Here is a 21984-nt window from a genome sequence, read left to right on the forward strand (position 1 = left end):
CCTCGGCGTGTGCTGCACGGCTCGCACTGCAGGGTTCGATCTGCAGGGCTGTGCCCGGGGGCCACCCGACAAGGGGTGGGGCCCAGGGCCTGCCTGGTCAGGCCCGGCCGGCGTCGACGCTCTCGCGACGGCGGGAGCGCACGGGCCGACGGCCGGAGGTCGCCTTCTGCGCGGTGCGGCGGCGGGCGAGGTGCGCCGCCGAGGAGACGTCCACGTCGATGACCGGGTAGACGTTGCCGTCCTCCCAAGTGGTGGAGTGCTCGGTGGCGCGATTCGACCGGGTCAGGAACTTGACGTCGGCGCTCTGGTCGCGGAAGACGACCGTGCGGTACTGGGTGTTGTGCGTGTTCTTCATGGTGTTCTCCTTCGTCGGCGCGGGGCCGACGGTGTCTGTGGTCGGCTCGAGGCCGAGGTGATGTGCGGTGCCGGCGTCAGGCCGGCGAGGTGTCGCGACAGTGATCAGCCCGATGTGGAAAGCGGGCGTTCGCCAGCGCGCATCCGGGTGCGGGTGCCCACGGAGTCCGCCGAGGAGGCGGGGTGGTCGCAGCGCGGTTGCGCAGGCTGTGCGGATCGGGCTCGTGGTGCGCTGCCTCCGTGGCAGCGCAGCGGGCCGGGACCGTCGCGGTGGTCGACCGGGCAGACGTTCTGCCCAGGTGGCGGGGAGCTCCGCCGGGATGGCTGTGGAAAGTGCCTATCCGTGCCACGGTTCGACCACCCGTGACCGTGTCGGACACTATCACCACCCAACGGCGGGGGTCACGGGTTTATTCCGCACGTCTCGTCCGGGTGCCTGCATGTGTCCCGACCAGGAGCCGCGTCCGGCCGAGGCCGTCAGCCGGCCTGGGCCGGATCCCACCGCCGCAGCGGCGAGACAGCGTCGATGCAGTCGCGTCGGAAGCCGTCCTCGTCGCGCACCACGTTCGAGGCCAGCGGGATCTGGTGCGAGGCGCTCTCCAGGATGTGCATCAGGTACCCGGCGGTGTTCGGCAGCGCGATGACGTCCCCGACGGCGACACCGCGCGGGAATCGCAGACGGCGGCGCTGGATCAGCTCCGCCTCGATGCAGTACGCACCGACCAGGAAGCCGTCCACCGGCGCGGACGGGGTCCCGCCGGCGCTGACCAGCACAGGGTCCACCAGGAAGTCGTCGGAGGTCGACCGGCACTGGGTACGGTTCATCTCCAGCCCGATCAGCGGAATCCCATCGCTGGTGCTGGTGCGCTGGAGGACCCGCGCCAGCGTCATCCCGCAGCCGTCGAGCATCGACCGGCCGGGCTCGCACCGCAGCTCGAGACCCCGTTCCCGCAGCGCCTCGGCGACGCGGGTGCCGGCCAGGGCCTCCGCGTCGAGCAGAGTGCGCAGCCAGGGCCCGCGGATCATCTCCTGGTGGTATGGGTAGACCTGCCGCAGCGGTTCGCCGCGCCAGGTCAGGCTCTCGCTCGGTGTCTCGGCCTGGTGAGCGTGGGCCTCCCAGAAGGCGCCCCATTGCGCGGCGTCGTCGAGATAGGACATGGGGAGCCCGCCGCCGATGTCGAGGAAATGGGGCCGGTGGCCCATCGCCCGGAGTGCGTCGACCAGCTCGAGTGCTTCCCCGACGGCGCGAGCGCGGGCGTAGGGGTCGTACCCGTGCAGGTGGAAGTGGATCCCCTCGATCCGCAGCCCGTCGTGGGCGGCGTCGCGGGCCTCGGCCCAGTGCTGCCAGGTCGGCGCGGATTCTCCGAAACGGGTGGGGCCGACGAGATCGCTCGGCGTCGGGGCGAGACGCAGTGCGACCGGGCGCTGGGTGCCGGGCGTCGCGTGGCCGGTCGGAGCGTCGGCGAGCTCGGTGTCGACGGCGGCGGCCTCGTCGAGGTTGTCCAGCACCAGCATGGCCCCGGAGTCCAGCGCGAGGCGCAGCAATGGTCGCGGCTTCATCGCGGCGGTGACCACGACGTCGTCGGCGGGAACGCCCAGTTCGAGGACCTGTTCGAGCTCGCGATGGCTGCCGACGTCCAGACCGAGTCCGGCCTGATGTACGGCGGTGACCATGCCGAGCGTCTTGTTCGCCTTGCGGGCCACGAAGATCCGCAGGTCGACCCCGTCGGCGTCGGCGACGGCGGTCAGTTCGGCCGCATTGCGCGCGAGCGGAGCGAAGTCGTGGACGTTCAGCGGGCTGCCGTACTCCTCGAGCAGCGCCGTGCAGGCGGCGGGGTCGGCGAGCAGGTCCCGCATCCACGGTTCGAGCCGGGCCGACAGCGGCGGCAGGCCCCGACATGCCGCGCGCAGAGCGTCGGGGCGCTCGCGGTCGGCAGGTGCGAGATCGGCTGAGCCGGGTGAGGGCGTCATCGTGGGGATTTCCCGTCCTATCCGGCGGCGGGACGCGCCGCGTGGGCATCGAGGAGAGATTCTTACAGGTCTGCGGTGTCGAAGGGGCGATTGACCACGGGCGCCCCCGCCGTCTCCTCGACGAGATGCGCGACGCGAGCCGCCCAGCGCCCGCTCTCGGCATGCAGGTGACGGTTGAGGGTGTCGTGGCCGATCACGTGGTCCTCCGTGGGGCGGCCGAGGAGGGCGAGGCCTTCGGCCCTGCTCCCGGCGGCGGTCACGGCAGTGGCGTCGGACGCCACGATCGCGCCGCGTCTGCCCGGTCGCAGGGAGACCAGGCCGCGGCTCAGCAGATGCTGCGCGAGCGGATCGCCGGTCCCGAGCAGTCCCGGCGGCGACAGCACAGCGTCGACCACCACATCGGGCCCGGCGCATCCGTCGGGCGTGCCGTGCACGCCGTCGCGGGTGATGGCGGTGCCGGCATCGACCCAGGACAGATCCACCGCGCCGGAGTCGATCATCGCGAGCAGCTCACGGGCGGTGTCCAGGGGAGGACCGAACGCACAACGGTCCAGCACCTGCTCGGCGGCCCGGAACCGCGACCAGGCCTCCTCGCTGACGTCACTGCCGCGCAGTGCTGTCGTGAAGTGTGGGTACAGCAGCACCCAGGCACGGCCCAGCGCCCACGCCGGCCCGGGCGCGCGCGAGCCCTCCGCGACAGCCACGCTGCGCCGCAGGGCCCGCTCGGCCCGACCGGGGCCGGGTGGCAGATCGGGTTCTGCACCGCTGGCCAGGGTGTGTGCGACCGCCCGACGGCAGGTCTCGGCCGAAGGGCCGGCGCCCGTCGAGGGGGCCGCCGCGACGAGGTGTGCAGCGACATCGACGGCGACCTCGAGGATCCGGTCGAGAAGGTGGTCGGGGTCGAGGTCACCCGCGGTGCGGCGGGCGATCACCATGGCCAGCTGGCGCCGGCCGCCCTCGAGCGTCCGCTCAAGTGCCGGAGACAGCGGGGCGCCGGGGTCGGGCTTCGCATCCAGCAGGAGGCCGTGGCGCGTGGTCGGCCAGATCACCGCCGGCTCCTCAGCGCTGCGCTCATGGACCAGGCCCGTGGACCCTTCGGGGTCCGGCAGGAAGCGGGCGCCGCGACCGCGTGTGAGCGTGAGCGCCGCATCGATGAAGGTCAGCGCTCCGCCGCGCACCGCGACCCGGCAGCCGGCGGGAACATGCTCGGGGGCGAGCATGGTGCCGACGGGCAGCACGGCGGGCCGCAGGGGGAGCGGCGATCGCCAGGCAGTGGCGAGCGCGTCGTCGTGGCCGGAAGCGTGACCGGTGGCCAGCAGGACGTCGTCGAGCGGGCCGATCGTGGTCGACGCCGTGCCCGGGACCGGGGCTGCGGAGCCCTCGGCCGGGACGTCGGCGACCTCGAGCAGCCAGCTCGCGCCGTCGCGACGGACCGCGACCGCCCGGCCGCAGTGCTCGTGGAAGGAGCCGTGGAGCTCGAGCGCCTCTCGCATCGCCTGCCAGCGGAGGCTGAGGTACCGGCCGACGATCGCGCGGGGCGGGTAGGGCTCCGTGGCCAGCTCCGGGTGGGCGCTGCTCGCCCAGTCGGGGAAGGACGCCATGGCGCTGGTCGCGGGCGCGTCGAGGATCGTCGAGCTGACGTTCAGTCGCAGGTGAGGGGGCTGGAACGGGTCGTAGGCGGTGCCGGTGCCGGGATGGGGCCCGGGGTCGACGACGATGACCTCGAGCAGTGACCCGGCGCAGGGATCGCCGTCGGCCCCACCGGCCCTCTCGGCGAGCCGCGCGGCCAGCTCCTCGAGCGCGAACAGGGCCTTCGGGCCGGCCCCGACCACGGCCAGGCGCAGCGGCGTCCCGGACCGGTCGCCTCCGGCCGCCGCGTCGTCGGCCCTGTGCTCAGCCACGTCGCGCGGAGGTCTGCAGCGAGGCGGCGGCCTGCACCAGGGCGTCGGCGTCGGCCCCGAGGGTCTGCTGGACCCAGGCGTCGTCGTAGACCGTGTCGAGGTAGGGCACGCCACCGTCATGCACGATGAATGCCACCCGCGAGCCCGGTGCGAGCTCCGGGATCAGCGAGCCCAGTGAGTGGACGATGCCGCCGGTGGAGGCGCCGGCGAGGATGCCCTCGCGGCGGGCCAGCAGGCGTGCCCCGACCACGCAGTCCAGCCCGCTGACCCGCACCACCCGATCCGGATCGACGGTGCGGGAGATGTCGGTGACCACGCCCGCACCCAGGCCCGGCAGCGGGCGCGGGGCGGCCGTGCCGCCGAACAGGACGCTGCCCTCGGCGTCGACCGCGACCGTGCGCGTGTCCATGGAGTGCTCGCGGAGGTAGGCGGTGCACCCGGCGATCGTGCCCGTCGTGCTCACCGCCGCCATCAGCACGTCCAGGCGATGGTCGGTGGCCTCGGCGATCTCGGCCATGGTGCCGGCCGCGTGCGCGCCGGGGTTCGCGGCGTTGCCGTACTGGTAGAGGTTCACGGCGCCCGGGAGCTGCTCGAGCAGCTGCTCGACGCGGCGAAAGCGAGCGGTGAGCAGGTCGCCGGTCTCCGGGTCGGGCTCGGAGACCATCTCGACCTCCCCGCCCAGCGCCCGGATGGTGGCCACCGTGGTCGCATTGGTCCGGGAGTCGACGACGCACACGAAGCGCACGCCGTACGTGGCGCACACGCGCGCCAGCGCCACGCCGAGGTTGCCGGAGCTGGACTCGACCACCGTGCCGCCGACGGTGAGCCGGCCGTGCTCGAACGCGTCGCGCACCATCGCCAGCGCCGGGCGGTCCTTGGTGCTGCCGCCGGGATTGACGGACTCGAGCTTGGCGAGGATCTCGATGCCGGAGCTCGGGAACAGGTGGTCGAGACGGATCAGGGGGGTGTGGCCGACGGCTGCGGAGATGCCGAGGGTGATACCGGGGGCGACAGGACCAGGCGTGCCGAAGCCGGGCTGCGGGGCGCTCTGCGCGACGTGTGTGCTCACCTTCGTCAAAGTACGGCACCGCGGGGCGCGTGCCGAGGGAGTTCTCGACCTTCCCCGGTACCACCACGCACCGCGGGTGGGGGACGACGGGTGTGCTAGCAGGAAATCGTCCCAGGCAGGATGCGCGCAGGGGTGGGATCACGGTGCGCCGGAGGCCCGCGCACCCGGGTGGATATCGGTACCGAACGGTCGGGTGCGTACCCGGGCGAGAGGGTGCTTGTACCGTCGGGAACGACGGCACCGGCCACGCGGAAGGAACCCTGATGAACGACGACACCCCGGCTCCGCAGGACCTCGTGGACACGCTCCCCGGCGGCGCAGACGATCCGCACCCGGGCCACCAGGGTGGAGGCGAGGGCCCGGAACGGACGGCCGACGGCCGGTACATCGTGGTGCGCGGCCGCCGCTGGCGGGCCACCGACTCCGAGCTTCCCGAGGAGGTCGCCCGGAACCTGCGCTCGGAGCTGGGACGGGCCCGCTCCGCGATCGGCCGGGCCGAGGATCCCGACGTCGTGCGGGCCTGGCGCGACCGGGTCCAGCTCGCCAAGGAGGGACTGGGGGAGCGCGGCCAGGCCTGGTGGGAGATGACGGTGGCCGACCGCGCGGAGCGGGCCCGCGAGCGCCTGGATCGCCTGCGCTCGTCGGACCCTCCGGCGTAGGTCAGGCGGGCCGGTCGGCTCCGCGGAGCTCCCCGCGGCGGTGGATGTCGAGGTCGGTGCGCCCCTGCAGCAGATCGGGATGCAGCGCCCGCAGATCCGAGGGATAGTCCCCGTCACGCAGACGACGATAGGGGCGGTTCTGCTCCGTCCCGAGTCCTTCGATCCGAGCAGTCAGCCGTCGCGTCTCGCGCTCGACGCCCTGCGTGGTCAGCGCGTCGGCGTCGTGCACCACGTGCAGGTCCAGGACGTCGATCCCGACGTACCAGAGCGCTCCATGCGTGAGGGGGAACAGCAGGGAGTCGAGGTCGCCGCTGAGCCCTCGGGGCCCGATCGTGCGTTCGTCCTCGCCGGCGGTGACCACGATCAGGGCCTTGCGCCCGGTGAGCCCGCCGTCGCCGTAGCGCCGCGGGATGCGGAGCGCCGGGTCCAGCTCGTTGTCGTACGCGAAACTGTCGGTCAGCACTCGGTCCAGCCAGCCCTTGAGGATCGCCGGCGGCCCGTACCACCACAGGGGGAACTGCAGGACGAGCAGCTCGGCGTCCGCGAGCTTCTCGTGCTCGGCCACCACATCCGGCTGCTCCCTTCCCTGAGTGTGGGCCTCCCCGGCGAGCACCGCGAGATTGCCGGCCCTTCCCGCGGGCTGACCGAGGTCTGGCTCGCCGAGAACCGGATCGAAGCCCTGGGCATACAGATCCGAGGTCGCGACGTCGTGGTCCTGGGCCAGTGCGTGGACGCCGCTGCGGAACAGATGCCCGTTCAGGGATTCCTGGCGCGGGTGGGCGAGAACCCACAGGGCGGAGCCGGGCGTCGGCGGATGATTCAGGGTCATGAGGTCTCCTGGTGCAGAGGTGAGGTCCGGAGCGGCGGGCTCCGGGGTACTCGACCAGTCCACTCCGGGAGCGCGAGACGGTGAATGCTCACAACGCCGGAATCGATGTGCGAGCGTCTAAAGTGGAGGGGTGGACACGCTCTCCGAAATGCTCGACAACATCCGGTCCTCGGGTGCGCTGATCGGGCAGAGCCTGCTCGTGGCGCCCTGGACGGTCCGTCACGAGGCCGGCTCCTCCCTCGCCGTCGTGGCGATGCTCCGTGGGGAGGGGTGGATCGTGCGGGACGGGGCCGAACCGACCCGTCTGGGCACTCGTGATCTCGCGATCCTCACCGGCCCCGGTACCAGCCTGCTCACGAGCGATCCCAGCGGGAGGACGCCGCCTGTCTGCGTGCTCACCGGTGACGGCGTGTGCACGGACGCGCTGGACGCCCCGCTCGCCGAGGACCGGATCGGGCTCGGCGGGAGGGCGGGGCGGTCGCAGCTGGAGAACGATCACCTGCTGCTCACGGGGTCGTTCCCGACCTCGGGTCGGATCTCCGAGCGCCTGCTCGACGCCCTGCCACCGGTGTTCGTGGTGCCGCGGGCCCAACAGCGATCGCGGGCGCTGGGGCTGCTCGAGGACGAGCTCGACGGTGGGGAGCCCGGGCAGCAGGCCGTGCTCGACCGCCTGCTGGACCTGGTGCTGATCGGTGCCCTGCGCGACGGCTTCGCGCTTCCGGGGGCGGCGCCCCCCGCGTGGTTCGGTGCGGCCGGCGATCCGGTGGTGGGCCCCGCCCTCAGTGCGCTGCACGCCGACCCGGCCCACCCCTGGTCGGTGGAGTCGCTGGCCGAGGAGGCGCGGGTCTCCCGAGCCACCTTCGCGCGACGCTTCGCCGAGGTGATGGGGGAGCCGCCGATCTCCTACCTCGCCGGATGGCGACTCTGCCTGGCCGCGGATCTGCTCCAGGACAGCGAGGACACCCTCGAGGCGATCGCGCACCGGGTGGGCTACTCCAGTGCCTACGCTCTCAGCGCGGCCTTCACCCGGGAGTATGCCCTGAGGCCGAGCCGGTACCGAGTGCTCTCCCGGAACCGCGCGGCGTAGGTCGTGACCCGCCGCGCGGATCGCCAGGGGTCGGCACGACAAGTTCGGCGCTCCGCCGCCTCGTGATCACCCGGGCGTCACCCGGATTCTCCCCCCGCATCGCACCCTGAGTTCACCCTCGTCCCCGTTCTCGGGAGCTCCTCATGTCACAGGACACCGCACCGCCCCGCGCCGATCTCCCGACCGAGCAGACAGGATTCCTCGGCCCGGACCGCTGGTGGCACGTCAGCTTCGGGCTCCTGATGGCCATCGCCCTGGTCGGTTTCACCCTCTGGTCCTTCGGGTACATCGGTGAGGAGGCGAACCGCACGATCTTGATCACCACGATCATCTTCGGGCTCTTCATGGCCTTCAACATCGGGGGCAACGACGTCGCCAACTCGTTCGGCACCTCCGTCGGCGCCGGCACCCTGAGCATGAAGCAGGCGCTCATGGTCGCCGCGATCTTCGAGGTCAGCGGTGCCGTGCTCGCGGGCGGCGAGGTGACCGACACGGTGCGCAGCGGCATCGTGGACCTCGACGCCGTGGATCTCGCGCCGGCGGACTTCGTGTTCATCATGATGTCGGCGCTGCTGGGTGCCGCCGTCTGGTTGATGATCGCGACCCGCATGGGCTGGCCCGTCTCGACCACCCACTCCATCATCGGCGGCATCGTCGGCGCTGCGCTGACCGTCGGCGTCCTCACCGGCACCGGCGGCGCAGAGATGATCCAGTGGGGCCAGATCGGCCAGATCGCCTTCTCCTGGGTCCTCTCGCCCCTCCTCGGGGGCCTCGTGGCCTGGGTTCTCTTCGGTCGGATCAAGAAGTACATCCTGGTCTACAACGACGAAGCCGACGCGAAGCTGCGTGAGTTCAAGACCGCACGCGCTGAGCTGCGGCGCGCGCACAAGACCTCGTTCGAGCGGCTGGACGAGCTCCAGCAGATCTCCTACTCCAATGCGATGACGCGGGACGCCGTCACCGTCACGCAGCGCGACTTCGATCCCGAGGAGCTGGAATCGGACTACTTCCGGCGCCTGCACGCGATCGAGAACGAGCGCGATGCCGTGGACCCCCATCGCGCCCTGGAGATCTGGGTGCCGCTGCTGGCGGCGTTCGGCTCGATCGTCATCTCCTCGATGCTGCTGTTCAAGGGCCTGAAGAACCTCAACCTGGAGATCAATTCGGTCGGCAACTTCCTGATCATGGGCATGATCGGCGCCGCCGTGTGGATGGCCGTGTTCATCTTCGCCAAGACCCTGAAGAATCAGACGCTCTCCCGCTCCACCTTCCTGCTGTTCAGCTGGATGCAGGTGTTCACCGCCGCCGCGTTCGCTTTCAGCCATGGCTCCAACGACATCGCCAACGCCATCGGGCCCTTCGCGGCGATCCTGGACGTGCTGCGCACGCAGAGTGTGGATGCGCAGGCTGCCGTGCCCACGGCTGTCATGGTCACGGCGGGCGTCGCACTGGTCGCCGGGCTCTGGTTCATCGGCCGCAACGTGATCCGCACCGTCGGCACCGGACTGACCAAGATGCACCCCGCCTCCGGTTTCGCGGCCGAGCTCTCCGCCGCCGGGGTCGTGATGGCGGCGTCGGTGCTCGGCCTGCCGGTCTCCAGCACGCACATCCTCATCGGCGCCGTGCTCGGGGTGGGCATCGTGAACAAGGCCGCGAACTGGAACCTCATGAAGCCGATCGCGCTGGCCTGGGTGATCACCCTCCCGGCTGCGGGCGGTATCGGCGCGGTGAGCGTCGTGGCGCTGCGGGCGATCTTCGGCTGACCCCGCGGCGCTGGAGGATGACTCGGGCAGGCGCCGCATTTCACGGTGCCTGCCCGAGCGTTCGGCCGTCGGTGCGGAGCGGCCGACGGCCATCCTCAGGGCGCAGCGTCGGCGTCCGCCCTTCGATGCTTCGCACCTCGCCGGGCCTTGAGCCAGCCGTCGATGATGTCCCACGCCGAGGCTCCGATGACGCTCAGGACGAACAGGATCCCGACCACGCGAGTCGTCTCCGGTGCGCCGCCTTCGCCCGAGAAGACGAGACTCATGAGCTCCGGATTCACCAGGAGCCCGTTGCCCAGCAGGGTCAGGATCGCGCTGACCCAGACGAGAGCGAGGGCCGTGTTGGCGACCGCCAGGCCGACGGTCCAGCCGCGGCGCGCGTGGGCGACAGCGGCGAGGCCGACCTCGACCAGGAGGAGGCCGACGAGGCCGAGGATCGCCCACGGCCATAGCTGCGGATGAAGGATCTGGACGTCCACGTCGTGGCCGTCGATCCGCACGAATCCGCGGAAGCGGTCCCAGAGCATCGCGGCGATCATCAGCCCGGCGAACACCGCGGAGGCGATCACGTCGGCGCGGCCCGATCTGGTGGGGCGCGGCTCGGGCAGCTGGTCGAGGTTCCAGTCGGGGCCGGTGTCCGCCCCGCTGCGCTCGATGAGGACGAAGATCAGCGTCACCCAGAAGACCAGATGCAGGGTGGCGGTGATCCCCACGCTGATCGCCTGCCCGATGACCTCGCCGATCGAGGCGCCGACGATGACCTGGACGAGGGCGACGCCACCGACGGCGACGGCGGGCACGATCGCCAGCAGGAGCTTGAGCAGCCGCCACCAGGCCAGGTAGTAGCGCGGACCCAGCAGGTGCAGCGGTCGATCGGTGTAGCTCGCGGCGAGGGCGACCGGGTCACCCAGATCGGTGAGCACGGTGCGCTCGGCCGTGGCCGGGTCCTCACCCTGGTCGAGACGCGACTCGACGGCGTCGGCGATGGAGGCCTCGAGCTCCGCGCGCACGTCGCCCTGGGTATCGGGCGGGAGGGAGTCGGTCGTGGCGTTGATGTAGCGCTCGGTCAAGGTGGTGGCCATGTCAGTTCTCCTCGGGCGTGCCCGGGTCGTCGGTGAGGGAGGCGATGGATCGGGTGAGATCGAGCCAGTCCGCGCTGAGGGTGTCGGCCAGGCGGTTGCCCTCGGCCGAGGTGACGTAGAACTTTCGGGGTCTGGAGTCCTCGGTGTTCCACTCGCTGGTCAGGAATCCTTGCTTCTCGAGCCGCCGCAGCAGGGGGTAGAGCGTGTTGGCGTCCGTGGCGAAACCATGCTCCTCGAGGTGCACGAGCAGGCTGTATCCGTACCCAGGGGTGCGCAGCAGCCGCAGGCAGGCCAGCACGACAGTGCCGCGCCGCAGCTCCTGCAGATGGGTATCGGAGAACTCGCTCATGCCTGACACCATAGTGTGCGTCGCACAGTGTTGTCTAGGGGGCGCTACTGTAGCGGCTCGGGGTCTCCAGGGGCCGTCCTGAGGGTGAGGACGGAGTGCTCCGGTTCCTTCAGCCGCTGAGTCCTGCCCTGTGGGCGAGGACGGCGGCCTGGACCCGGTTCTCCGCTCCGAGCTCCACGAAGAGGAGCGACAGGTACTGCTTGACCGTTCCTTCCGTGAGGGACATGCGGCGGGCGATATGCTGATTCGACGCGCCGGTCGCCAGCAGCGTGAGCAGCTCCCGTTGGCGGGCGGAGAGGGAGCCGACGTCGCGGCGCGCCGCAGCCGCGCGTCCGTGTCGATCCACAGCCTCCTCGCGCACCAGCCAGCGAGCGACGCGCGGCGAGAACACGGCGCCGCCGGCGGCGAGCGCTGGAACCGCGCGCAGGAGATCGGCGGGGGCATCGGTCTTCAGCAAGAACCCGTGCGCCCCGTGAGCGATGGCGCCGCGCACGTACTCCTCGTCGTGGAAGGTCGTGAGCATGGCGACGTGAAGGTCCGGGGCCGCTCGCAGCAGGTCCGGAAGGCCGCTCACCCCGTCGGTCCCGGGCATGCGGATATCCAGGAGAGTCACCGTCGGCCGGTGCTGGATCAGCGCGGTGACCGCGGACGGTATGTCGTGGGCCTCGGCGACGATCGTCACGGATCCGTCGGCGGTGAGGATGGAGCGGAGATGCCCCAGGACCATCGGATCGTCATCCACGAGCATCGTGCGCACGGGATCTGCCTGGGCATAGGTGCTCACGCGGGGATCCTCTCGATCTCGACCACGGCCGCGTCGTCGAGGCAGACCCGGAACACGTCGGTCCTCTCGAACCAGCTGACCCGCTCCTCGTAGTACCGGCAGTCCCATTCCTGCGGTGCTTCGCGCACCGGCGCCTCGAGCATCTGCACCGGGGGAAGGATCGCGCGGGCCTCGTCCGCGGGCTGTCCCACGTGGAGGCGGGCGAACTGCTCGGGCGGGAGCACGCCCAGCTGGTTGTGCACAGCGAAGACGGCCGGTGCGGTGATCGCCGCGATCAGCCCGAGCGTGAGGGCCGTGACGGCGGCACGGCCCAGACCGTGCCGGACCTCGCGTCGTGAGCGTTCCTGTGCGGCGGCGATGTCCGGGACCGCGGCGCCCTCGCGTGGCTGCGCAACGGCGTCGAAGGGGATCTGTGCGTGGACGACGAACGAGTCGGCGTCCTGGTCGAGCGGGGTGTGATCGAGGCGGCCGCCGAGCAGGTCGAGCCGCTGCGCCAAGGAGGCGAGTCCGTTCCCGGAGGAGCCGGCGGCGTGGGCGCGCACCTGCGCTGCCGTGCTGGCGGTGAGGACGATCGCGGGCCCCGACCGCTGCAGCTCGACGGTCAGAGCTGAGCCGTTCGCGTGCTTCGCGGCGTTGGCCCCCACCTCCTCGACGACCCGTGCCAGGGCGGCGGCTGTGTGCGGCGAGGAGCCGTGCGCAGACTCGAGGCCGGTCACACGGACCGTGATCGCGCGCCGTTGAAGTTCTGTGACCGCGTCCTCGAGGGACCGTCCGGCCGGGCGACGCGCGGCATCACCGCGCCGCAGGAGCTGCACGGTGCGGCCCAGATCCTCGGTGATGTCGGCCAGGTCCTCGCGGATGTCTCCGAGCTGCGCACGCGTCGGAGGATCGAGGTCGGTGCGCGTCCCGAGACGTCCGAGGGACAGCGTGGCGAATGCCAGACGATGGCCGATCCCATCATGGATCTCGCCGGCGACCTCGGCGCGCTCCTCCGCGATCGATGCCCGCAGCACGGCAGCCTGCTCGGAGGCCAGGGCGTCGGCCAGCCGCCATCCGCGGCGACGATGCTCGCCGCGGCGCAGGATGAGGATCCAGGCGGCGTGGACGGCGATCAGCGCAGCGAGTGCCCATGAGGCGTTGATGACGGCCAGGAGGGTCTCATCCACGGCGATCCCGCCATCGATCAGAGCGCTGCGCAGGGCGGCGACGACTCCCGCGAGGAGCACGATTCCCAGAGCGACGAGGATGCGGTGTGCGAGTCGGACCGAGGTGCCCGTGAGTGCGATCGGGAGGACGGAGACGGCGATGGTGAGAGCGGGCCCGGCGCCGCCGAAGGTGGGGAGGAGCCCCCACATCACGCCCGCGGCGCAGGCGGTCGTGCCGATCAGCGCGTGACGGGTCAGAGGGTCCATGACGTCCAGGCTAAGGACGAGGCTGCTCGATGAATACTCACTTTCGTCACGTGGGTCGGTGTGCTTTCGCGGGTGTGCCGGTGCCGGGGCGCTCCCTAGCGTGGCCGCATGCTCCTGGATCCGATCCACCTTCTCGCCCTCGTGGCGGACCACGTCCATCTGGTCGTCCTGGCGATGATGCTGGCCGCTCTCGTCGAATCCGCCCTCGGACTCGGTGCGTTCGTGCCGGGCGAGACCGTCGTCGTCCTCGGATCGGCGACGATCGCCGCCGGGGCGGGGGAGTGGGTCCTGCCGGCAGCACTTCTGGTGGCGCTCGCAGCGTGCGCCGGCGACCACATCGGCTGGTGGATCGGCCGCCGAGGCGGGCCCGCCGTGGGGCGCTCACCGGCGGTGCGCCGGATCGGGACCGATCGCTGGGAGCGCGCCCTGCGGGCGACGTCCCGGCAGCGGCTCATCACCCTCGTGGCCCTGCGCCAGCTGCCCGGGGTTCGTACGCTCATCTCAGCGGCCTGCGGTGCCGCTCGGATCCCGTACCCGCGATTCCTCCTTGCGAGCGCGATCGGAGCTCTGGTGTGGGCCTGCGCATGGGTGATCGGTGGGGCCGTGATCGGTGGTCAGATCCTCGAGCTGCTCGGACCGTGGCTCCTGCTGCTCCTGCCGCTATGGATCGTGATCCTCCTGGTCGTGGGCAGGATCAAGCGCCGATCGGCTGCACAGTGAAGCGCCCTGTGAGCACCGAGCGGCCGGTGCGCCCGGACTGGGTGACGATCCCCAATGCCCTCACGCTCCTGCGGCTCGTGCTCCTGCTGCCGGTGTGCTGGATGCTCGTGGACAAAGGGCCCGACGCCCTCTCGGTGATCCTTCTGCTGGTGTGGGCCTCGACGGACTGGCTCGACGGGATGCTCGCCCGCCGATTGCACCAGACCAGCCGAACGGGCGAGATCCTTGACCCGGTCGCCGACCGCATCGGGCTGATCGGGATCGTCGTGTCGCTGGCGCTGACCGGGCTGCTGCCTTGGTCGGTGCTTCTCGTGATCGCTGCGGGCGATGTCGTGGCCACCGCGCTCGCCGGCAGGGAGGCCATGCGCGGCGGGATCGGGGTCTCCCGGATCGGGAAGGTGCGCACGGCGGTGCTGATGTCCGCCGTGCTCCTCCTTGCCGCGGCCGGAGCGTGGGCACCGGGCGTCGTTCCGGCGGTGCTCGTCCTGATGTGGATCGGGGTCGCGCTGCATCTCCTCGCCAGCATCGGCTATGTGGTCAGCGCTCGTTCCGTTCCGGCCGACGCCCGCTGATGCGGTGCTGCAGCTGCGGGGAGTGACCCGGGGCCACACCGTGGGCACGGTCCAGCTCGAGCACCTCGGGCAGGGGATCGGCGCGCACGTCCACGAAGCCCGCGCTCTCCCAGTCGGCGACGATCCGCTGCGCGTTCGCGCGCCCGAACGGCAGGCGCCCGAAGGCGGCCTCGTCGTAGGCCGTCGCGAAATGGATCTGCCGATCAGTGCCGCGAGGCATAGACTCCCCGTCCTCGAACCACGGGGCGTCCACCGCCACCAGCACGCCGCCCGGCCGCAGCAGCTCGTACCAGCGGGCGAGGGCCGACGGGGCATCACGCAGGGTCCACAGCAGATACCGCGAGACGATCGCGTCGAAGGAGCCCGGCGCGAAGGGCGGATCCACGGCATCGCCGAGCAGGAACGTCGGCGGGGTCGGGTGGTCCGCGCTCTTGGCGTGCGCCTGCTCGAGCATGCCCGTGGCCAGATCGATCCCGGTCACCTCATGCCCGGCGCCCGCGAGCAGCAGGGCGACGTTCCCACTGCCCGTGCCCGCATCGAGGATCGTGCAGGTGCCCTCGGGGAGCACCTGCGCCCAGACCCGTGACCAGGTCTCGCGCTCCGCGGGGAGGGCGAGGCGTGAAGCCTGGTGCTCGTCGTACTCGGCCGCATATCGGGTCCAGTACTCGTTCCAGCGTTCCTGGACGGGGTCAGCGGCGTACGTCATCGTCGGGCTCCTCGGAGGTGGTGTCGGCGGGAGGGGGAGAGGGGGTCTCCTGGCCGCGGAACAGGAACTGGGGGGTGCCGTCGTCGGCTGTGGCGCGTTCGGCGGCGACCGCGTAGGTGGTGCTGACCAGGCTCGCGGGCAGCGCGTCGCGGGGAGGGCCCTCGGCACGGATCCGGCCGTCCGCCAGGACGATCACGCGATCGCAGTAGCGGGCGGCGAGGTTCAGGTCGTGCAGCACCACGATGGTCGCCAGACCCTTCGAACGGACGATCTGCAGCACGTGGTGCTGGGAGCCGATGTCGAGATGGTTGGTGGGCTCGTCCATGAGCAGCAGATGCGGCTGCTGGGCGAGCGCCCGGGCGATCAGCACCCGCTGCCTCTCCCCGCCGGAGAGCAGGCCGAACTCGCGGCGGGCCAGGTGCAGGGCACCGGAGTCCTCGAGGGCCCGGGATGCGATCTGCAGGTCCGTATCGGACGTCGAGCCGAAGGTGCTGGAATGAGGGATGCGGCCCAGCAGCACCACGTCCGCCACGGTCAGCGGCACATCCCCGGCGATCTCCTGCGCCATCACCGCGATCCGTCGTGCTCGCTCGCGCCCGGCATAGCCGCCCAGATCGCGGCCCTCCAGCAGCACCGTCCCGGCATCGGGCACGAGCTCGCGGTGCAGGATCCGCAGGGCGGTGGTCTTGCCGCTGCCGTTCGGGCCGACGAGGCCGACGATCTCCCCCGCCGAGACCGACAGGTCCACTCCGCGCAGCACGGGCTTCGGGCCGAAGGCGTGCCTGAGATCGCGGGCCTCGAGGACAGGCGTGGTCCGCGAGGCGCGGGGCCCGCCGGTACGGCCGTCGGCCCCGGAACTCATCCGTCGATCTCGAGCAGCCACTCGTGGATCCTCTCCAGCCCGTCCACCACCAGCGCAGAGGCCGGCTCGGCGAAGTTGAACAGCAGCGGCAGCACGGCCTGGTCCTGCACGGCGCGCACCCCGGAGAGCTGATCCTGATCGGTCATCTCCGCTGTGACGTCGCTGCCGTCGCCCTCGCCCTGGTAGAGCACGATCAGCACGTCGGGATCGGCGGCCAGCAGCGGCTCCGCACTGATCTCGAACACTCGCTCGGCGGTGTCGGCGAAGACGTTCTCGAGGCCCAGCGCATCCAGTTGGGCGGTCACCATGGAGCCGGCGCCGTAGGTGTACAGCGGGCCGCCGCCGAGCGAGGGGTACAGCACCGCGGCGGACTTCGTGGCAAGGCCCTTCACGGACTCGCTGACCGCGGCTACCCGGTCCCGGAGCGCGGCGGTCAGGTCCTCCGCCTCCTGGGTGCGGTCGAAGATCGTGCCGTAGGTGGCGACCGTGGAGTAGAGCGTCTCGAAGCTCGCGCGATCGCCCTCGGTGCCGCAGTAGATGTCCTGGACCATCGCCTGCGCGCCGGCCTCCGCCAGCACCTCCCGGGTGACTCCGTCCGGCAGTCCGAACACGACGTCCGGCGACTGGGCGAGCACCACCTCCTGGGAGATCTGCAGGTGACCGGAGGGGTCGATGTCCTCGGAGAGCGTCGTGATCGCCTCGACCCGGGCATCGAGCTCCTGCTCGTAGTACCCGGGAGGGAACGCCCCGGCACGGGCGACCACCCGATCCAGCACACCGATCCCGTCCAGCATCGTCACGGGAGCCGACTCCAGGAGCACGATCCGCTCCGGCGGGGCCTCGAACCTCAGCGTGGCCTCGCAGTTGGTGAGCTCGAGCGGGAAGCCTTCGGGGCCGCTGCCCTCCGCGGTGGGCCTGCCGCCGGCACTGCTGCACGCGCTCGCCGTGATCCCGATGATCCCGGCCAGGCCCGCGAGAACCGCACGTCGGCCCACGGGACCGACGGCCGGATGACGGATGGCGGGCAGATTCATCGGGATTCTCTTCTCGGGTCGGGTCGGGTCGGGTCGGGTCGGGTCGGGTCGGGTCAGGGCTGGCGCGCGTACAGACGGCGCACCAGGATCAGCAGGAACGGGGCGCCGATCGCCGCGGTGATCACACCGATGGGCAGTTCGCGCGGCTGCATGACGAGGCGCGCGAGGGCGTCGGCCCACAGCAGGAACAGGGAGCCGAGCAGGGCGCTGGCCGGGATCAGCGCGCGGTGCCGGGCCCCGACCAGGCGGCGCGCGAGGTGCGGGATCACCAGGCCCACGAAGCCGATCGACCCCGCGCCGGCGACCGCCGCGGCAGTGCACAGCGAGACCACGATCAGGAAGCCGATGCGGGCGCGGTCCGGTGAGATGCCCAGGCCGTGGGCGATCTCGTCGCCGGCGCTGAGGGCGTCGAGCGTGCGGGCGCCCAGCATCATCACGGCCACCCCGATCACCGCGGCGAGCACCGCGATCAGCAGGAACGCGTTCCAGCGAGCCAGGGACAGGGAGCCCAGCATCCAGAACATCACCGAACGGGACCCCTCGGCCGAGTCGGAGGAGAAGATCAGCAGGTTGGTCACGGCTGTCAGCGCGTAGCCGACGGCCACGCCGGACAGCAGCAGGCGCAGCGAGGTCACCCGGCCGCCCGTGCGGGCGATGGCGAAGACCAGCAGCGCTGCACCGAGCGCCCCGGCGAAGGCCAGGACGGACTGCGCGTATTCGCCCATCGCCGCCCCGAGGCCGAACAGGATCGCGGCCGCCGCTCCGGTGGACGCGCCGCCGGAGACCCCGAGGATGTACGGGTCGGCCAGCATGTTGCGCACCATCGCCTGCAGCGCCGCGCCGCAGATCGCGAGGCAGGCGCCGACGGCGGCTCCCATCAGCACCCGCGGCAGGCGAACCGTCCAGATGATCGCGTCGGTGGCCGGATCCACGGGAGCCGCAGCGGGCAGAGGGAGATGGCCGGCGATCACCTGCGCGGTCGTGCCGGCGGAGATCGGCACCGGCCCGATGCCGATGCAGAGCAGGAGGCTGGCCGCGGTGAGGAGGGCGAGCGCGGCGAGGACGGCAGCGGAGCGGCGGGCACGGGAGCGTACGCCGAGGGTGTCGGGGGTGCGCTCACGGCGCGTGCCGCGGGGCGTCTGCACTGCAGGGGAGCGCGTCGGTGCCGCCATGGGGCGTCCAGTCCTTCCGGAGAATTACTTGAAGCACTCTACAAGTGTTCTCCGGGTCAGGTCAGATCGTGCCGCTGGTTGTCCGGGGAGTCGAGGCAGGCGCGTGCTCGTGGTGGTGGACCCCGGGCAGGTGGTCCGAGCCCAGTTCATGCAGGAGGTCGTGGACGAACTCGTCGGCCAGCTCGTAGCGCACCTCGCGGCCCGAGCGCGCCGCCCGTACCCACCCGGCCTCACGCAGCAGCGCCAGGGCGTGCGAGGTGGTGGAGTCGCTCGCCCCGGTCACCCGGGCGATGTCGGAGCTGCGCACGCCGGGGTGGGCGTGGATGCAGAACAGGATCCGCAGCCGGCGCTGGTCGGAGAGCAGGGCCATGCGCTCGGCCAGCTGCTCGAATCCGTTCACCGCGGCCAGCAGGCCCGAGAGCTCCTGGACGAGGTGCTCATCGGCCGGGTCGGCAGCGTCGGCCCGCACGTGCACGGGGTGATCGAGGTCCATGGCGTCAACCTACCCGGGCCCGGCCGGCCCTCGCAGGGCGCCGGTGCGAAGGTCGGTCTGCTCGCGACTCTGGACGGAGTCCGCCGTCGGCGGCTACGGTGTAGTGACTAGATAATAGATAATGGTCACTACGAGAGGAGGGATCGTGCCGCGACCGCGCATCCCCGACCGCCGGGACCGGATCCTCGACGCGGCCCGCGCCCTCGCCCTCGCGCACGGATGGCCCGCGACCTCCGTGGCGCAGATCGCCGCCACCGCCGGGATCGGCAAGGGCGCCGTCTACCTCGAGTTCCGCAACCGGGCCGAGATCCTGGACGCCGTCCTGCTGCGGGCCATGGCCGTGCTCACCGCCGCCGTGCACCGCCGCGTCACGCACACGCCCGGGCTGATCGACCTGCCGACCGTCTACCGCATCGGCCTCGAGGAACTGCTCGCCGAGCCCCTCCTGCGCGCCCTCCACCTCGGCGACGAAGCAGTGCTGGGGGAGCACGTGCGCACCGTCGACAGTGGGCGCTACCTGCAGCGGATGGACTGGCTGGGCGACTACATCGCGCACCTGCAGGCGGCCGGAGTGATCACGACCGAGGTGGACCGCGCCACCCTCGGGCATGTGCTCGGTGTCTTCACCCTGGGCCTGCTGAGCGCCCCGGACACCCTCGGGCCCGTCTCCGAGCAGACGCTGCGGGACACGGTGGACCTGTTCGCCCGCCTCGTCGGCCGCGGGCTCGACCCCGGCCAGGAAGCGGACCACGATGCCGCCCGCGCGGCCCAGTTCGCCCTGCTGGAACGCCTGGAGACCCAACTCGACCACCTGGGGCAGCCATGAGCGACACCGCCGGTCACCGCGTCTTCGACAGCCACATCGACCTCACCGTGCTCGGCGGCCCCGTCCGCGTGCACCAGGCGGGAGCGAACGGCCCGCCCGTGCTCCTGCTGCACGGGGCGATGCTGGACACCGCCGAGGGGATCTGGCACGACGTGCTGCCCGCGCTGCGCGAGGACCACCGCGTGTACGTCCTCGACATGCCCCGGCACGGCGGCAGCCGCCCCTGGACGGGAACGCTCGGGGACGAGTTCTACCGCCGGTTCCTCCCGGCCCTGCTCGATGCCCTCGACCTCGAACGGGTCGCGATCATGGGGCTGTCGATGGGCGGCGGCGTCGGGTATCGCTTCGCCCTCGACCATCCCGAGCGGGTCAGCGCCCTGATCCCTGTGAACCCCGGCGGGCTCGGGGAGAGACGACCCCATCAGCTACTGACCTGGGCCACCGTGAACACTCCCGGCTTCCTGCGCCTGCTCAGCTGGGTGCTGGCGCGCTTCCCCGGGTACCTCCGCACCAGCCTCGCCTCCGGGCTGTCCCGCGGGGCAGCGACCCCGGGCTTCGAGCGGATCTCGCTTCTCGCCATCCAGGAGGCGCGGGAGAAGCACCGCTTCGCCGAACGCGCCCTGGACGACTGGCAGATCGACTGGATAGGCCCGCTGCGCACCCGCTTCGGCCGCATCGAGGAGCTGGCCGGGCTGGCAGTCCCGACACTGTGGGTGCACGGGGCCGACGACCCGCTGATCACCGACGAGGAGATGGCCGCCGCCCATGCAGTCACCCCGGACTCCCGCTACGTCTCCGTCGCCGACGCCGGGCACCTGCTGCCCTACGATCAGCCCGAGCAACTCGGCGCCCTGGCCCGGGACTTCTTCGCCGGGCGGGCGTGAGGCGCGGGTCGCAGGGCACTCGCCCCCTGTCGTCCTAGTTCGCGGCTGCCTGCTCCGCGACCATCTCCAGGATCTCCTGGCCGCTGTCGCGGTGCACGCCGGTTCGCACCGTGTAGGTCTCGGAACCCAGACGCGCGCTCTGCCCTGCTTTCGGCGCCGCAGCGACCCGCTCGGCGCCCTCGACGAGCAGGCGGTCCAGGAGCTGGGTGTGCTCGCGCAGCGACAGATCCGGCGCGGAGAACAGCACCTCCGCACCGCCGAGCGCCGTGAGCCCATGGGTCATCACCGCGACGCTCCCGTCGGCCAGTGGCTCGAGATGCACCCGGCACATCGTCGGCCTCTCGGCGTCGATATCCGCGACGAACTGCGCCGGCAGGACCAGGTGGTTCTGGTACGGCAGCCAGATCGCAGCAACCTTGCCGGCCTCGACCAGCATCGCCACCATCGCCGCCGCCCCGGAGACGGTCTCGCCGTCGCCGGGACGCTGCGGCGAGAGGGTCAGCACGCCACCGTGCTCCGCGACCGCTCTGCGCAGAGTCGTATGGTCCTCCTCGGGCAGGGCCGCGAGCGCAAGATCCTCCTCCACCGCCGACGGGGCGAGCCGGCCACCCACTCGCCAGCGCAGCGGCTCCTGGCCGACGGGCAGCACGAACTCATCGATGCCCTGGGAACCGAGCTGCGAGGCCATGTTCGGCAGCACGCCCTCGAGCACCTCGCCCAGATGCTCTGCATGCTCGGCCAGCAGCACGTGGACATGCCACGGCGCCGGGCCGGTGACCGACTCGCGGGACGGGTCGAGCACTGCGGTGACGCCGGCCTGCGCGAGCCGGCCCAGCACCATGTCGCCCCCGGAGGGCACGGAGACCTTCGCCGCCAGCTCCGCTGCGGTGGCCGGGAGCACCGCGAGGATCTGCACGCCGCCGGCAGGGGTGGAGGCATTCATGAGCTGGGGCGGGTATCCATAGGGTGGGCCGATCAGCGCGCCGGTGAACGGGGCCGATCCGTCATAGCGCTCGCCGTTGTTCGTGATGCTGTGGCCCCAGTCCAGGAACGAGCCGTCCGTGCTGGGGATCCGGGCGGTGTCGGTGAGCAGACGCACCGGCCAGGAGTTCGCGGGGTCCTCCAGCAGCTCCGGGTCCGGCGGGTCGATGCCCGGCCACCCGGCGGGCAGGCCGATCAGCAGCTCGAGGCGGACCTCCTGCTCGCCGCCGGGCGCGGTCATCGGGCGCTGGGACATCCCGAGCGTGACCAGCGTGGGATGCGGGAACTGCTCCGACGGAGCGAAGACTGCCAGGTCCAGCGCGATACCCTCGACGGTCCTCTCGGTGGCGACGACGTACTCCTGGCCGAGGACCCCGCTCAGATGCGCGAGCAGCGCCTGCTGGTGCGCGTCGTGGTGCGCTTCGTCAGGTCCGGGCGTCTCGCTCATGGGGCCTCCGTCGGTCGTGGTGCTCG

The 21984-nt window shown here is 71.6% G+C and carries 22 protein-coding genes; 7 read left to right on the forward strand and 15 right to left on the reverse strand.

Annotation, left to right across the window (positions count from 1 at the left end):
• Nucleotides 1–97: 97 nt before the first annotated feature.
• From INT51_RS14265 to sbnA, 4 genes are all read right to left on the reverse strand, one after another.
• Complete coding sequence (locus INT51_RS14265) at nucleotides 98–355, reverse strand: 50S ribosomal protein L31 (RefSeq protein ID WP_193105998.1); 258 nt, start codon at nucleotides 353–355, stop codon at nucleotides 98–100.
• 476 nt (nucleotides 356–831) lie between these two features.
• Nucleotides 832–2325, reverse strand: coding sequence for a Y4yA family PLP-dependent enzyme (locus INT51_RS14270; protein ID WP_193105999.1), 1494 nt, complete (start codon nucleotides 2323–2325; stop codon nucleotides 832–834).
• Between the two features lie 62 nt (nucleotides 2326–2387).
• Nucleotides 2388–4226 (reverse strand): FAD/NAD(P)-binding protein, encoded by a 1839-nt coding sequence (locus INT51_RS14275; RefSeq protein ID WP_193106000.1) that lies wholly within the window; start codon nucleotides 4224–4226, stop codon nucleotides 2388–2390.
• On the reverse strand, nucleotides 4219–5295 hold the full coding sequence (sbnA, locus tag INT51_RS14280; RefSeq protein WP_304502199.1) for a 2,3-diaminopropionate biosynthesis protein SbnA: 1077 nt from the start codon (nucleotides 5293–5295) through the stop codon (nucleotides 4219–4221). The genes INT51_RS14275 and sbnA overlap by 8 nt, the downstream gene beginning before the upstream one ends.
• Before the next feature lie 263 nt (nucleotides 5296–5558).
• On the opposite strand from sbnA, the gene INT51_RS14285 reads away from it, so the two are divergent.
• Complete coding sequence (locus tag INT51_RS14285; RefSeq protein ID WP_226832476.1) at nucleotides 5559–5954, forward strand: biopolymer transporter Tol; 396 nt, start codon at nucleotides 5559–5561, stop codon at nucleotides 5952–5954.
• A gap of 1 nt (nucleotide 5955) precedes the next feature.
• Here the strand turns inward: INT51_RS14285 and INT51_RS14290 are convergent, their stop codons facing one another.
• A complete protein-coding gene (locus INT51_RS14290) occupies nucleotides 5956–6783 on the reverse strand; it encodes an NAD(P)H-dependent oxidoreductase (protein ID WP_193106001.1) in 828 nt (275 codons plus the stop codon).
• A gap of 130 nt (nucleotides 6784–6913) precedes the next feature.
• Here INT51_RS14290 and INT51_RS22725 point away from each other — a divergent pair, with 130 nt between their 5' ends.
• Nucleotides 6914–7870, forward strand: coding sequence for an AraC family transcriptional regulator (locus INT51_RS22725; protein ID WP_193106002.1), 957 nt, complete (start codon nucleotides 6914–6916; stop codon nucleotides 7868–7870).
• A gap of 143 nt (nucleotides 7871–8013) precedes the next feature.
• Nucleotides 8014–9633, forward strand: a complete 1620-nt coding sequence (locus tag INT51_RS14300; RefSeq protein WP_193106003.1) for an inorganic phosphate transporter — start codon at nucleotides 8014–8016, stop codon at nucleotides 9631–9633.
• Between the two features lie 95 nt (nucleotides 9634–9728).
• Here the strand turns inward: INT51_RS14300 and INT51_RS14305 are convergent, their stop codons facing one another.
• The 4 genes from INT51_RS14305 to INT51_RS14320 all read right to left on the reverse strand — a co-directional run bounded on the left by INT51_RS14305 (nucleotide 9729) and on the right by INT51_RS14320 (nucleotide 13260).
• Nucleotides 9729–10715, reverse strand: coding sequence for a permease prefix domain 1-containing protein (locus INT51_RS14305; RefSeq protein WP_193106004.1), 987 nt, complete (start codon nucleotides 10713–10715; stop codon nucleotides 9729–9731).
• 1 nt (nucleotide 10716) lies between these two features.
• The gene (locus INT51_RS14310) at nucleotides 10717–11064 is read right to left on the reverse strand and encodes a PadR family transcriptional regulator (protein WP_193106005.1); all 348 of its coding nucleotides are present in this window, start codon (nucleotides 11062–11064) and stop codon (nucleotides 10717–10719) included.
• Between the two features lie 109 nt (nucleotides 11065–11173).
• Entirely contained in the window at nucleotides 11174–11848 is a 675-nt protein-coding gene (locus INT51_RS14315; protein ID WP_304502200.1) for a response regulator transcription factor, read from the reverse strand.
• Entirely contained in the window at nucleotides 11845–13260 is a 1416-nt protein-coding gene (locus tag INT51_RS14320; RefSeq protein WP_193106006.1) for a sensor histidine kinase, read from the reverse strand. The genes INT51_RS14315 and INT51_RS14320 overlap by 4 nt, the downstream gene beginning before the upstream one ends.
• Nucleotides 13261–13368: 108 nt before the next feature.
• Between INT51_RS14320 and INT51_RS14325 the strand changes: the two genes are divergently transcribed.
• Nucleotides 13369–13980, forward strand: a complete 612-nt coding sequence (locus INT51_RS14325) for a DedA family protein (RefSeq protein WP_193106007.1) — start codon at nucleotides 13369–13371, stop codon at nucleotides 13978–13980.
• An 8-nt stretch (nucleotides 13981–13988) separates the two neighbouring features.
• Nucleotides 13989–14552, forward strand: a complete 564-nt coding sequence (locus INT51_RS14330) for a CDP-alcohol phosphatidyltransferase family protein (protein WP_304502201.1) — start codon at nucleotides 13989–13991, stop codon at nucleotides 14550–14552.
• On the opposite strand, the gene INT51_RS14335 is transcribed toward INT51_RS14330, so the two are convergent.
• The 5 genes from INT51_RS14335 to INT51_RS14355 all read right to left on the reverse strand — a co-directional run bounded on the left by INT51_RS14335 (nucleotide 14518) and on the right by INT51_RS14355 (nucleotide 18819).
• Nucleotides 14518–15258, reverse strand: coding sequence for a class I SAM-dependent methyltransferase (locus INT51_RS14335; protein ID WP_193106009.1), 741 nt, complete (start codon nucleotides 15256–15258; stop codon nucleotides 14518–14520). The genes INT51_RS14330 and INT51_RS14335 overlap by 35 nt on opposite strands.
• A complete protein-coding gene (locus tag INT51_RS14340) occupies nucleotides 15242–16141 on the reverse strand; it encodes an ABC transporter ATP-binding protein (protein WP_304502202.1) in 900 nt (299 codons plus the stop codon). Before INT51_RS14340 ends, INT51_RS14335 begins: the two co-directional genes overlap by 17 nt.
• Nucleotides 16117–17154, reverse strand: coding sequence for an ABC transporter substrate-binding protein (locus INT51_RS14345; protein ID WP_193106010.1), 1038 nt, complete (start codon nucleotides 17152–17154; stop codon nucleotides 16117–16119). Before INT51_RS14345 ends, INT51_RS14340 begins: the two co-directional genes overlap by 25 nt.
• A gap of 53 nt (nucleotides 17155–17207) precedes the next feature.
• Nucleotides 17208–18326 carry an iron ABC transporter permease gene (locus INT51_RS14350; RefSeq protein WP_193106011.1) on the reverse strand — a complete coding sequence of 373 codons (1119 nt, stop codon included), beginning with the start codon at nucleotides 18324–18326 and terminating at the stop codon, nucleotides 17208–17210.
• Nucleotides 18327–18387: 61 nt separating this feature from the next.
• Nucleotides 18388–18819, reverse strand: coding sequence for a helix-turn-helix transcriptional regulator (locus tag INT51_RS14355; RefSeq protein WP_193106012.1), 432 nt, complete (start codon nucleotides 18817–18819; stop codon nucleotides 18388–18390).
• Between the two features lie 145 nt (nucleotides 18820–18964).
• Between INT51_RS14355 and INT51_RS14360 the strand changes: the two genes are divergently transcribed.
• Both INT51_RS14360 and INT51_RS14365 read left to right on the forward strand, forming a co-directional pair.
• On the forward strand, nucleotides 18965–19645 hold the full coding sequence (locus INT51_RS14360) for a TetR/AcrR family transcriptional regulator (RefSeq protein WP_193106013.1): 681 nt from the start codon (nucleotides 18965–18967) through the stop codon (nucleotides 19643–19645).
• The gene (locus INT51_RS14365) at nucleotides 19642–20529 is read left to right on the forward strand and encodes an alpha/beta fold hydrolase (RefSeq protein WP_193106014.1); all 888 of its coding nucleotides are present in this window, start codon (nucleotides 19642–19644) and stop codon (nucleotides 20527–20529) included. The genes INT51_RS14360 and INT51_RS14365 overlap by 4 nt, the downstream gene beginning before the upstream one ends.
• A gap of 34 nt (nucleotides 20530–20563) precedes the next feature.
• Here the strand turns inward: INT51_RS14365 and INT51_RS14370 are convergent, their stop codons facing one another.
• Nucleotides 20564–21958, reverse strand: coding sequence for a suppressor of fused domain protein (locus tag INT51_RS14370; protein ID WP_193106015.1), 1395 nt, complete (start codon nucleotides 21956–21958; stop codon nucleotides 20564–20566).
• Nucleotides 21959–21984 lie beyond the last annotated feature (26 nt).

Origin of the sequence: Brachybacterium sp. FME24 (genome assembly GCF_014897705.1) — a bacterium.
Lineage (GTDB): Bacteria > Actinomycetota > Actinomycetes > Actinomycetales > Dermabacteraceae > Brachybacterium.